This window comes from Brevibacillus sp. Leaf182 (assembly GCF_001423865.2).
Lineage (GTDB): Bacteria > Bacillota > Bacilli > Brevibacillales > Brevibacillaceae > Brevibacillus > Brevibacillus brevis_C.
This window is the reverse complement of record NZ_LMPN02000015.1, coordinates 462,972-475,221: the sequence shown is the minus strand read 5'-3', so window position 1 is coordinate 475,221 and position 12,250 is coordinate 462,972. Positions and strand designations below refer to the sequence as shown.

Below are 12,250 nucleotides of genomic sequence, written 5' to 3'. Positions count from 1 at the left end.
CCAAGACATCAGCCGGCTCAAAATAGGACATAGGCTTCAACCCCGTATGTATTACTCAATCCAATACTAGCAACACTTCATCACCTGATTTTATCTTAATAAAATCATCCGAATCATAAATGTTAATTCCAATACTAAGATTTCCTGTGATGGAAGTTGAAAGATCCATTTTCTTAACTTTAAATTTTAATTCTTCTGTTGTGGTTTTGACCATAATATATTTGTCAGCAATATTTGGTACTTTTGTATTGTTTGAGGAGAACGTTGGATCAACTCCTCCTAAAATAATTCCCCCTCGTTTTTTATCATTAATGGTCATTCCCACCCGCATGATATGTTCATACATCATTTGTATTTCTCCTTATCTTTCAACAATATCTAGTAAATGCCTGACATCTTTAATCTTCAAATTTGCGTTTCTTAGTCTTTGAATACCATCTTTTATAAGCATCCTTTTCTCTGCTTGGCTTAACTCTGGAGCAAATCGTGCCGCCCTTATACTAGCTTGTGCTTCATCTAGAGCATAATTTCTTGGATTTAATACCATCTCATTGTTTATTAAATCATATTGATTAAAAGCAGTTCCCTTTTTAACTGTCTCATAATGTCCAACTACTTCATGTGCTATAGTACCCTTACCACTAATCAATGAATTTGGATTTTTGGTTGGTAATTTAGATGGAAAAACATCATTATTAATTATCAGAATCGTATCATACATTATGCTTGTAGGCGTGGTGTTTACACTATCGGCAATGTGAATGTTCTCTTCTGGGAAACCCAACTTTTTTGCATAACTAACCAATTCATCTGTTTGTTCCTGGGTAAGAGGTGTATCATTTCTATATCCTTTAGTATCAATAAAATTTTTACCCTTCCCCTGCTTTTTCTTCCTTTCCACATTCACTACATTCTTAATGTTTTTACTTCTCCCCAGCGTAAGTACATTCAAAGCAAGGCCACCAAGTGCAATTCCATCCGCGAGATTGAATTTATCATCACGCAACGTATTCAAATCTTCTTGTATTGGCTCGATATAACCTTCCCTTACAAACACTCCAATACCCTTAGGCAAATCTTCTGCCGCCTTCTGCAAACCTTTTGGCAAATCATTTGTTGCTTTCTCCAAAGCCCCTGGCAGCTCACTTGCCGCTTTTTGCATCGCAGCAGGAACGTCTCCCAGCTTCGAGATACCTTTGACGAAATAATCCCACATGCTTGGTTTTTCCTGTGGCTTCTCACAAGCTGGTCCTTGTTCAAAATTGGCATTGGCTGATTCGCTATTTGCGGGCGACTGTTTTCCTACGGTAACACCACCTAAATCCTGACCGTCATCCTCTATCTTGATCAGCCCACAGTGGAAACACATATTTGTTGATTTGTTCAGCAAAGCTGGATGTCCGCCTACTATTTTATCTGGTTTACCATCGATCCATGCCATGGTCATCACTGGTGTGCACGGCATCGGCGTTAGTACGCCGTTATTGGCTGCTGTAGCAGAGGCGACCGCGGGATTTTTCAAGCTGCTGCACTTTCCAAATGGCATAATATTGATGTTGGGAACGAAGTCCATGCTATTCATTTGCGGCTTCCCTTTTACAAAAACACCATGGCTGAATGGCATTTTTAAACGACTGAGTTGACTTCCGCTGCTGCACGATAAAATGGCACCAACAACCACATAGCTCTTTCGTTCAGCATTCGACTTCTGGACGGTGATACCTTCAATATTGGGCATAGAGTCTCCTCCTCTCTGTAAAATTTTCGATTCAGATGAAAAGTGTTCATGTTGTTTGGTTCGTTAGATATCCAATCCATATATAAAAAGTAAATTATGCCCATATAATGAAATATCGAGTAAAAGTCGGTCGCTAACAATAGATATAAAGTTGTGTATTCGCTTATATACACATAGGTATTTGGGATTGTTCCATCCAAAAACAATCGTCTCTTTACCAAAGCTACTTGTTTATCGTGCGTAGTACCACGTCGGCCAATGTTTCTTACAGATATGTGTCCATATGCCTACATGATTGGTAATCAAGCACAAGTAATTTTATAATGTAGGTAACAAAATTCTACGATGAAGAAAATAACAGCGAAGTGACACCCTTCAGCGTGAAAAGAGGGTTATATGGAACCAATTCAACTGATGGAAGCGGCAGAGCAATTTATTCGGACATGCTATCGTGAACTGGACAAGACAACGGATGAAACCGAGCAACGGCTGCAAGAAGTACGAGAGCTGATTCACCAGCAGGGATACTATGAGCATACGGCCGAGGAGCTTCGTCACGGAGCGAAAATGGCCTGGCGCAATAGCAATCGATGTATTGGGCGATTCTTTTGGGAATCGTTAGTGGTGATAGATGAGCGGCATGTCGAAACAGAAGAAGAGATGGCGCAGGCCATGCTCCGACACATCGATTTTGCCACCAATGGAGGGAAAATTCGACCGACCATCACCGTTTTTGCACCTGCCGTATCGGGCAGAGCTCCCATGCGCATCTGGAACGACCAATTGATTCGCTACGCGGGATACGAGACAGAATACGGCGTACTGGGTGACCCGATTTCGCTTTCGTTGACGAAGCTATGTGAGAGCTTGGGATGGCAAGGGAAAGGCACTAACTACGACGTTTTACCGCTTGTCGTGCAGATTGGAGATCGGACGCCGCAGTTTTTTGAGATACCACAGAAGCTAGTCTTGGAGGTACCGATCGTGCATCCCGATTTGCCGGGCTTTGCTGATATGGAATTGCAATGGTACGGGGTTCCTATTGTTTCGAATATGCGCATGGAGATTGGCGGTATCGACTATTTGGCCGCGCCTTTTAACGGCTGGTACATGGGAACGGAGATAGGTGCGCGCAATTTCGCTGACCAAGAACGATATAACATGCTGCCAAAGGTCGCAGAGGTCATGGGGCTCGATACGAGCAGGGAAGCGACACTGTGGAGAGACAAAGCGCTTATCGAGCTGAACGTAGCCGTCCTACATTCCTTCAAGGAAAAAGGAGTATCGATAGTCGATCACCATACGGCGAGTCAGCAGTTCAAGCGCTTTGAGGAAAGAGAAGAGAAATGTGGTCGACCCGTTACTGGTGACTGGACATGGCTGGTTCCGCCGATCTCCGGAACAGCTACACACATTTTCCATAGTCTGTACGACAACACAATCCATACGCCGAATTTCTTTTACCAAGACAAGCCGGAGCTCGGCAAAAAATAAGGCTTTCACATGTCGCGAATTTGCTTCGCGGCATTTTTTTTGCGTGGATGTCACATCAAGGGGCATATGGTACGTTATACCAGTTGGAAGGAGGGAGAGAGTGGACACGAAACAGATAGAAGAACTCCTGAATGAGATTGTTCAGGGGGCGGATGACCGCTACGCCGACATCATGAAAAGCTACCAAACCCCCATATTTCACTATTGCTATCACATCTTGGGGAACAGATACGAAGCGGAAGACGCCACACAGGAGGTCTTCTTCAAGGCTTATCGCAACTTGAAAAAATATAGTCCAACCATGCCGTTTGCAGCTTGGCTTTATAAAATAGCCTACCACCATTGCATTGATCTCATCAGGAAAAGGAAATGGACAAGAGTGTTGCCATTTTTGATGCAGGCCAAAGAACCTCAATCAGACATTGAGCGGCATATTGAAAATGTTTATTTCAGCGAGGATGTATTCCTCGCCATGCAAACACTTTCGGTGGAGGAAAGAACACTCCTCTTGCTGCGCGGCGTGGAAGAAAAAACGTACGAGGAAATTTCGTTGATCATGAACAAAAACGCAGCGAGCTTGCGAAAAAAATTCGAGCGCACTGCAGCGAAGTTCCGATCCGCTTATTCTCCGCTAGGGAAGGGAGGGTCAGCTCAAGATGAGTCCAAACAAATCGCAAAAGAGTATTAAGGACCTGTTCAATGACCCGCGCATCCCGCAGGAGATTGACATTAGCAATCAAGTCATGACAAAAATCAAACGAGACAAGGAGAGATTTTTTGTGAAATACAAGGTGAGTATTTTAGTCGCGATCGGATTAATTGCAAGCCTCACAACGGGGTATGCTGCTGTACAGTACTATCAATTGAAGAATGAAAAAGGTGAGGTTTTGTATCAGGAGAAAGATATTTCGCAATTTGATAGTAAATCGGAAATCGTGCAAGAACTCGATCCTGAAACGGAGAAATACGACAATAAGCGCTGGGAAATTGAGAGCAGCTTGGAGCCGGGAACTGCTGCCGCACTCTATATCGCCGTTCACAATCCAACAAAAGTAATCGAAAAGAGCTTTAACCCTTTTGCGTTTAGCACTTTGGCTGATCTTCGCCAGAAATTGGGTAATCAGATATTTGTACCTGAGACATTGCCAGGAGGCTTTACCTTTTCGGATGCCGCTCTTACCTTTGGCATCAAGGAGGAGTTCGACAAGGAAGCGTTGTACAAAAAGGCAGAGCAGGAGAAAAAGGAATACGTCATACAGCCATTGGAGTGGACGAATGAAATGGATAGACTAATGGCAACGTATAAGTCTGGGGAAAATTATATCCATTTGAACATCAGGAATTATGAAGGGGTAGAAGACAGCACAACTTATATAGTAGACCTGGATCAGCAGAAAAAACAGGTAGTTAAGGTTGGGCAAATCGAAGTGCTGTATACAGAAGAAACCAGGAAAGATAGGGTTTACAAGAGCATAGTCTGGGTTGTTGAGATTTCTGGAAAGAAAATACAGTACGAAGTATCTTCGAGAGGAAATACATTGACCAAAGATAATATCAGTCAATTTGTAAATGCCGTGATTCAAAAAAAATAGAGATAAAAAGAAAACCCACGTGTTGGTACTGGACAACATTCCTTGTCAAAGTACCGATCGTGGGTTTTTGTCTTCTCATGGACTAGGCATCTTCAAGCCCTGTCATTTACCGATTGAAGTAGCTAGTAAGCGCCGGGAGAAGTCCGAGTGGATTTTTCCGCAGGTCCTTGGCGCTAAAGAAAATGCTGCCCTGAACCTGAGGAACCATCGCGTTGTAATTCAACTGGTTAATAATCTCCTGGGCACTCTGCCAGCCAGCTTCAGCCGTTCCTAGCTTGTAAGGGGAATGACCGATGTAAAGCTTGACGTTCGTCCCTTGTACTTCGTTTGCCCACCACGTAACGAGCTTGTCGTATTGGGCAGGGGCGAAGGAAAAGCTCCAATAAATTTGCGGAGTTACATAATCGATCCAGCCTTGTTGAATCCATGTGCGCACATCGGCAAACATGTGGTCATACGCAGTAACGCCAGCTTTTGTATCGGAGCCGGTTGGATCGACGTTGCTGTTGCGCCATACACCGAATGGACTGATCCCGAACTGAACGTGAGGCTTGACGCTCTTGATGGACTGATTCAATTGTTGAACAAACTGATTGATATTATCGCGGCGCCAGTCTGCTTTCGACACGATTTTTTTGCTGTTGTAAGCCTTGAATGCTGCATCGTCTGCAAAGGCGACATTGGAAGGATAGAAATAATCATCCAAATGGACGCCATCGATGTCGTAGCGCTGCACGACTTCCATTACTTCATTGATAATTTGCTGACGTGCCGCCGGAATACCCGGATTAATGTACAGCTTTTTGTTGGCATTCACAATCCAGTCAGGGTGCTGCTTGATCACGTGATTCGCTGGCAATTGATCTGTTTTGGCATCCGTAGTGGCACGGAACGGGTTGAACCAAGCATGGAATTGCATCCCGCGTCTATGTGTTTCTTCTACCATGAATGCAAGGGGGTCGTAGCCAGGATCTTTCCCCGGGGTTCCCGTCAAAAATCTCGACCATGGGGTGAGTGTAGAAGGATACAGCGCATCTCCAGATGGACGCACTTGCACGAAAACAGCGTTCATTCCCATGGCTTGCAGCTCATCGAGCAGTTGTATGTATTCTTGTTGCTGTTTCGCTGGGTTTGCGTAAGAACCGGAAGATGGCCAGTCCAAATTGTAGACCGTAGATATCCATACCCCGCGCAAATCTCCGTTTGTCACGACAGGTGTGGCTGGTTCCATTCCGCCAGTTTCACTCAATACATCCTGTGGTGGCGGAGTCATGGTAGCGACGTTGCCGCTTTGCAGGCGAATGGTTCTTGTTTTGTCTTCCCAGTTTACCGCAAGACCCAATTGCTCGGAGACAAAACGCAGCGGAACCATGATTCTTCCTTGCTTGTTCTGAACAGAAGCATCGAGTGGGACGCTGCTGTTGTTCACGAGAGCGTTCTTTTGATTAACCTGCAGGGACAACAAGGTATCTTGCTTACTGATCGTTGCGGTTTGAGACTTTGGCTCCCAATTTACTTCCGCTCCCAGATTTTCACCGATCACTCGCATGGGAACCATCGTTACATTTGCTTTTGGAACAATGTACGGAGCGACGTCACTTTTGATTTGTTGCCCGTCCAAATAGATGCTGATGCCAGAGGATGTCTGCGCGGCCTGCACGGATATCCCCATCGTTGGAATACATAGTACGAACATTAGCAAAAGCATAAACCACTTGCGTACCTTCATTTTTGCCAATCCTCCGACAAGTATAGATTTGCTTACTACATTAGCCAATTCGTTAGACGCTTTATTATATCGCTTTGTTTCGCTCAAGTGGGAAGATAATTGTAACGATTCGCTCCATTTCGGCAAAAAATGACGAGACTCATCGATGCAAGGGAACCACCCAAGCTGCTCTGGCATAGGCAAAAGCATATGTTGTTTTCCTTCTGGTCATGGGACAAAAGGGAGGGAGAGGAGTGCAAGCATGAGTTCTTTTCTTGCGCAAAAGGCACCGATTGTTTTTGTTCCGGGGCTGTTTGGGTCGATGAGTGATCAAATTATTCCGGGTACTGGTGACTGGGGCTTCGGGTTTGCCCGAACAGCTTACGAGCCATTTATCCGTTTACTTGGAAAAATGGGGTACCCCCTCAATGAACAATTATTTGTCGCTTTTTATGATTGGCGAAGGCAGATTGATATTTCAGCCGAGCGCTTTTTGCTGCCTGTCATCGAGCGAGCGAGGCAAACGACCGGTTCCCCTTATGTCAATCTCATTTGCCATAGCATGGGGGGCCTTGTTGCTAGAGCCTATGTCCAGAGCAAATTTTACCAAAACGATGTGGATCAGCTGCTCATTTTTGCGACTCCCAACGCCGGATCGCCTGTCGCCTACAGCTATTGGGCAGGGGGGAAGCTGCCGCGCTCCGTTTCTGCCAAAAGAAATGTCGTAGAGCTATACATGAATGTATATCTGGCTTATTTGGAGCAAAGCATCCCTTTTCATCGTATACAAGCTATTCACAGACATTTTCCCAGTCTCCTTGACCTCACTCCATCAGCAGCATATGGCGATTATTTGCTGGAGAAAACACAGGGGGTCGAAGCCTTCGTACCTTATGAACAGATTGTCGTGAAAAATCAATACATGGACTACTTGAACGCAACGATGGGGATTATCGCAGCCCGCAATATTCGCGTCACGCTGGTAGCTGGTATCGGACACGAAACGATTCATTACCTGCGAACAGTCCCTTCGCTGTCTCCCGATAAATGGGTCGATGGCAGAGTAGTGGGTTCGATCAATAGTGACGCTGGGGATGGGAGTGTCATGGCAAACAGTGTATTTGCGCTGGAAGGTGAGCGGTATTACGTAGAGGCGACACATCTGGAGATTCTGTATAAAAGTGAACCGCTACTCCGGCAGTTGCTAGAGTAGGGAAAAAAGAGGACCAAGCCGGGAAATCCCCTGGACTTGGTCCTTTAGATGAGCTATGCTTTTTTGTTTCTGCGATACATGATCGACATACCGATCAAGATCGAAACGATACCTGCAACGATCGGGATTGGGTTAGCCTGTTCGCCAGTCTGCGGCAATACTTTGCCTGTAGATGGAGATTCGTTGCTGGTTTCCAAGACATTGGAGTTATTAGCAGCTCCTGAATCGTTCGGTTTGGTTGTATTTCTTATTTGATTCAACTCTCCTGAAGTGTTGGGGTTCGTAGTGTTGTCGTTGCTTGCATCAGGAGTGCTTGGTTGATCTGGGTTGCCAGGTTGGTCCGGTTTGCCAGGTTGGTCCGGGTTGCCAGGTTGGTCTGGGTTGCCAGGTTGGTCCGGTTTGCCAGGTTGGTCTGGGTTGCCAGGCTGATCCGGTTTGCCAGGTTTATCTGGTTTGTCTGGTTTATCCGGTTTGTCTGGTTTATCCGGTTTGTCTGGCTTTTCCGGTTCGGGCTCTGGTTTTGGTTCTGGTTCAGGCTCTGGCTTCGGTTCTGGCTTTTCGGGCTCCGGTTCAGGTTTTGGCTCAGGATTTCCGCCGCCACCGCCACCACCGCCGCCACCACTAGAGGTTACGTCATTTTCGGCAGTAACAAGCACATGCTCGCCAACTACTTGGTTTCGTTTAATCTCGAAAGCAATTGGCTTGCTGTTTATTACATAACCAGTAGGAGCCTTTGTCTCGATAAACTCATACTTGCCAGGGTTTAGGCCTTCGACTAGAAGTTCACCGTTTGCATCAGTTGTCAGCTTTGTCAGCTCTTGACCGTTCTTGTCTTTGGTTACCTGACCATTTTCATCGCGGAGCGTAAATTCAGCTCCTGTGAGCTTATGATTTGGGTATCCCTTTCTTATTTTGGTCAGTTTCACAGATCCTGGGTTCAATCTGTTGGTCAACGTGAGAGAGGTCGTGCCTTCCTCTGTCACTTCGAATTTCAGTGGTTCAGCAAGCTCATAATCAGCAAGAGCTTTAGTTTCCACGAGCTGGTAGAATCCTGCTTTCAGGTTCTCGAGGAGAAGGATACCGTCCTTATTCGTTGTGAGTCCACTTTGCAGTACTTTCCCGTCAGCATCTTGAAGCTCAAAGGTTACGCCAGGAAGTGGTTCTTTGGTGTAGTGGTCCACTTTCAGCAATTGAACGGACCCGATATTTTTGGCGTTCTTTTTCGTAAGGGTCACAATTTCTGTCTGGTTGGAGGCGATTTTGAATGAAATAGGAGTCGCATCCAGCTTGTATCCCTTCGGAGCTTTCGTTTCGACTAGCTGATAATTTCCTTCTGCCAGATCGCCTTTAGAGACTTTTCCGTCAGAGCCGGTTGTCAGCTCAGCGATCGTTTCGTATGCTCCGCTCTTTTCAACCTGTAGATTGAAGACAGCGCCTTCCAACGTTTTTCCAGTATTCTCCGCGTCAACTTTGGTTAACTCAAATCCTTGACGAAGCAGCTTGTTGTCGACGGTTATTTCGATTGTAACTGGAACAGCAGGGTCAGCACCGGTAGGAGCTTTTAAGGTAATGTCTTTTCCGTTTCTGTACTCGTCTGCGATGACGTAGCCAACAGGAGCGGATAGTTCTTTTAGCTTGTAGGCTTTAAATTTGTAGCCTTTGAAGGTGGCAACGCCATTTTCATCAGTCACGACTGTTTCCAGCAAGGTCTTCCCTGCTTTGTCGTACAGACCAAACGTAGCGCCTGCCAATGCTTTTTTCGTATCTGCATCTGTTTTGACGATTTTTAAGTCGCCTTTACCAGGTGTGCTGGCTCCGCCACCAGCACCGGACAAGCTGACTTTGATACCCTCTTGTCCGTCTTTGCCTTTACCTACCACTGTTTTCCCTGCAAAGGAGGCTTCGTTTTTGATGACCTCACCATGATCAGCATTGATAAAGGAACGGTATTCCAGGATGTAGGCAGTGTGCAGATCGTTTTTGAAAGTCAGTTTAAAGGTGTTGCCGACCACTTCTAGCGTGTAGTCCTCGGAGGCCATTTCTTTTCCGATAGCCAAAGAACCGGATTCAGAGACGGTTGTCGTAAAGAGTTTGAAGGAGTCTTTCATCAGGATTTGATTGCTTGACAGGGTATCGGTTAAAACAGCACCTGCCGAAATATGAGACTGGCTCGGATTGATTTTTACAGTCCATGTTGCATACTCTGAATCTGCTCCTGTACCTTGTACGCCTGTTTTGAGGACGTACTCCCCACCGTATTTCGGTCTGACGGTCGTCTTGCCTTTATAGAGTGGAGTGCCTGTTATGTCACTATCATGCATAGTGGCATTGTTTTCGTACACTTCTCCGACAGGCAGATTAGCCAAACTGGTTGTGTATGTGATGCGATAGGCAGAGTCGATCTCTCCAAGATGGAGCTCAAAACCGTTGGTTAGTGGGTCGAATTTGATAGGAACAACTGGTCCTTCGACCACTTTTACGCCGTCTGCTCCACCTGTAAGCAGCAGCTTATTCACTCGTAACGAGTCTTTCACAAAAGTTTGTTCTCCGGTATAAAAATCCCGGATGATCGCGTTGTTAATCTTGTGAAGGTTGTAGTTCACATCGATTGTCCACGTGATTTCTTTTGTGCGGGCGTCGTATGTACCCGTTTTGTTGCCGTTATTGTTGGTGTAGTTGTCTGGTTTAACAGTAGCGGATTTCGTGATAGGGTCTTGTGGTTTCCCGTTTTCCTTCCAGTTCAGTTCGGCCTTGTTTTGGTACACAGATGGACGGTCCTTGGAAGTAGGATCGAACTTCGTCAGGTACGTAATGACTAGACCTTTTGTGACTGGTTTGTGGAAGGTGATCTTGAATCCGTCTTCGTATTTTGGATTCGGAGAGATGCTGTAGTCTTTGTCAGGACCTTCTTCCAAATCCTTTGTCCAATCGTTGATTTTTACTTTGTCAGGAAGAAGAGTGAGCCCTTGACCCGCATAACTGTCGGTAATGACGACTTCATCCATCACCTGATTGTCTTCGTTTAGACTAAGCGTCCATTCGATCGTTTTATCCAGGTAGTTCACTTTTTCCTTTTTTGCGTTTTTCCAGAAGATTGCTTGATTGATCTCTCTGGATGCATCTTTTTTGGTTCCATCATAGATTTCTACTTCATTTTTCACGAGGTAGCTGTCTTGGTGGACCCGATTTTTGGCTTTGGTTTGGTAGGTGATTTCGTAAGCAGCCGACACGTCATGGCCAAACTCCAAGCGGAAGCCGGTAGGCGATGGGATTACGTTGTACTCTGTGATGGCAGCCCCGTCTTTTGTTCCGTTTCCGTTGTCACCAATGGTCATTTTATGAACGGTAAAGGAACCATTCACGAGCTCTTGATGACTCGTATCGAATCGATCCTCGAGCCATGCATCGCTTTGCTTGATCAGTTTTTCATTGTAGTTGTACTGAATAGCCCAGGTGATCGTTTGTTTGGTGTAATCATAGCCAATTGCTTTTTTGTTCAAAGGCTGGCTGAACCGGACAGAGACATTCGCGGAATCGATTAAATCCTTTGGAAGGTTCGTTCCTGTGATAGTGGCTTTATTCGTGTAGGTTGTATCTGTCGTACCGGTGACGTTGGTCTTGTACGCGACGCGATAAGCACCGTCGATGTCGCCAAAGTTAATTTTGAACCCGTTTCCTTCTGTTAATTTCTCAGGAGTGAAGGTGGTTACCTCTGCCTTTGGATGAACAGAGCCATTCAACTGAACTTCTAATGGGAAGACCTTAATTGAGCTCATGTCGATATCCAGACCGCTTGGAAGCTCATCCGTAAAGACTGCGCCTTTAATCGGATTTTCACTCAGGTTAAAATCGACGGTCCAGTCGAGATAGCTAGGATTCATGCCCTTGTTTGCTTTTCCGTTCTTGTCGATTTCATTGTTGTTTTTGCCTTTGAAATGGACAGAGATCGGGGCGATGCCATCGAATTTGAAATCGATCTCCTGTCTCGTGCCGCCCTCAAACTTTTTCTCATCGAATTCCCGCCACACAAAGAACGTTCCGTCATTGATCTCAGCGCCATCATTGATGGCATCACTGAAAGTGAAGGTGACAGTGCCGTCTGTTGTCACTTCATAAGTGCCGTAGCCTCCGTTCAGATCTCCGGTCAAATCACGATCGGTCCGAAACTTGTCTGGGAGAGGGAAGGTAAAGGTGGCACCTTCTGAGTAAGGATGTCCAGCAGGGATTTGCCAAGTGAAATCAACTTGAACACGCGAGCCCTGATCGGGGCGGATGTCTTCAATGTTGTTTCCGTCTTTGTCCTTCATGACTACGCTGGTGATGATGTTGTCTTTGATGATGTTGTCTTCAGGGTCTGGAACTGGTACCGGTACCTCGGGTAGAGGAACTGGTGGTTCAACAGGTGGTGTAGTCGGAGTTCCCGTGCCCGGCGGAGTAGTCGGAGTTCCTGTGCCCGGATCAGTAGGAGTTCCTGTGCCCGGATCGGTAGGAGTTCCTGTGCCCGG

General features: G+C 45.9%; 7 protein-coding genes and 1 pseudogene. 4 read left to right on the top strand and 4 right to left on the bottom strand.

Annotated elements, in window-relative coordinates:
- Window positions 1-55: 55 nt before the first annotated feature.
- Both ASG16_RS05070 and ASG16_RS05065 read right to left on the bottom strand, forming a co-directional pair.
- On the bottom strand, window positions 56-349 hold the full coding sequence (locus ASG16_RS05070) for a hypothetical protein (RefSeq protein ID WP_056489083.1): 294 nt from the start codon (window positions 347-349) through the stop codon (window positions 56-58).
- Between the two features lie 969 nt (window positions 350-1,318).
- Window positions 1,319-1,738 (bottom strand): annotated as a pseudogene (locus ASG16_RS05065) (DUF4280 domain-containing protein); the annotation flags it as partial.
- A 396-nt stretch (window positions 1,739-2,134) separates the two neighbouring features.
- Between ASG16_RS05065 and ASG16_RS05060 the strand changes: the two are divergent.
- The 3 genes from ASG16_RS05060 (at window position 2,135) to ASG16_RS05050 (ending at window position 4,824) form a co-directional block, all read left to right on the top strand.
- Complete coding sequence (locus ASG16_RS05060; RefSeq protein ID WP_056489085.1) at window positions 2,135-3,232, top strand: nitric oxide synthase oxygenase; 1,098 nt, start codon at window positions 2,135-2,137, stop codon at window positions 3,230-3,232.
- 100 nt (window positions 3,233-3,332) lie between these two features.
- Complete coding sequence (locus tag ASG16_RS05055; RefSeq protein WP_056489088.1) at window positions 3,333-3,920, top strand: RNA polymerase sigma factor; 588 nt, start codon at window positions 3,333-3,335, stop codon at window positions 3,918-3,920.
- Window positions 3,889-4,824, top strand: a complete 936-nt coding sequence (locus ASG16_RS05050; protein ID WP_056489090.1) for a hypothetical protein — start codon at window positions 3,889-3,891, stop codon at window positions 4,822-4,824. Before ASG16_RS05055 ends, ASG16_RS05050 begins: the two co-directional genes overlap by 32 nt.
- A gap of 106 nt (window positions 4,825-4,930) precedes the next feature.
- Here the strand turns inward: ASG16_RS05050 and ASG16_RS05045 are convergent, their stop codons facing one another.
- On the bottom strand, window positions 4,931-6,553 hold the full coding sequence (locus tag ASG16_RS05045) for a family 10 glycosylhydrolase (protein WP_056489319.1): 1,623 nt from the start codon (window positions 6,551-6,553) through the stop codon (window positions 4,931-4,933).
- Window positions 6,554-6,794: 241 nt separating this feature from the next.
- On the opposite strand from ASG16_RS05045, the gene ASG16_RS05040 reads away from it, so the two are divergent.
- Window positions 6,795-7,745 (top strand): lipase/acyltransferase domain-containing protein, encoded by a 951-nt coding sequence (locus ASG16_RS05040; protein WP_056489093.1) that lies wholly within the window; start codon window positions 6,795-6,797, stop codon window positions 7,743-7,745.
- 53 nt (window positions 7,746-7,798) lie between these two features.
- On the opposite strand, the gene ASG16_RS05035 is transcribed toward ASG16_RS05040, so the two are convergent.
- Window positions 7,799-12,250: collagen binding domain-containing protein (locus tag ASG16_RS05035; RefSeq protein ID WP_241970689.1), on the bottom strand; the 4,452-nt coding region annotated here is incomplete at its 5' end.

Coding starts and splice junctions, on each gene's coding strand:
- ASG16_RS05070 (WP_056489083.1), bottom strand. CDS start 349: ATGATGTATGAACATATCATGCGGGTGGGAATGACCATTAATGATAAA.
- ASG16_RS05060 (WP_056489085.1), top strand. CDS start 2,135: ATGGAACCAATTCAACTGATGGAAGCGGCAGAGCAATTTATTCGGACA.
- ASG16_RS05050 (WP_056489090.1), top strand. CDS start 3,889: ATGAGTCCAAACAAATCGCAAAAGAGTATTAAGGACCTGTTCAATGAC.
- ASG16_RS05045 (WP_056489319.1), bottom strand. CDS start 6,553: ATGAAGGTACGCAAGTGGTTTATGCTTTTGCTAATGTTCGTACTATGT.
- ASG16_RS05040 (WP_056489093.1), top strand. CDS start 6,795: ATGAGTTCTTTTCTTGCGCAAAAGGCACCGATTGTTTTTGTTCCGGGG.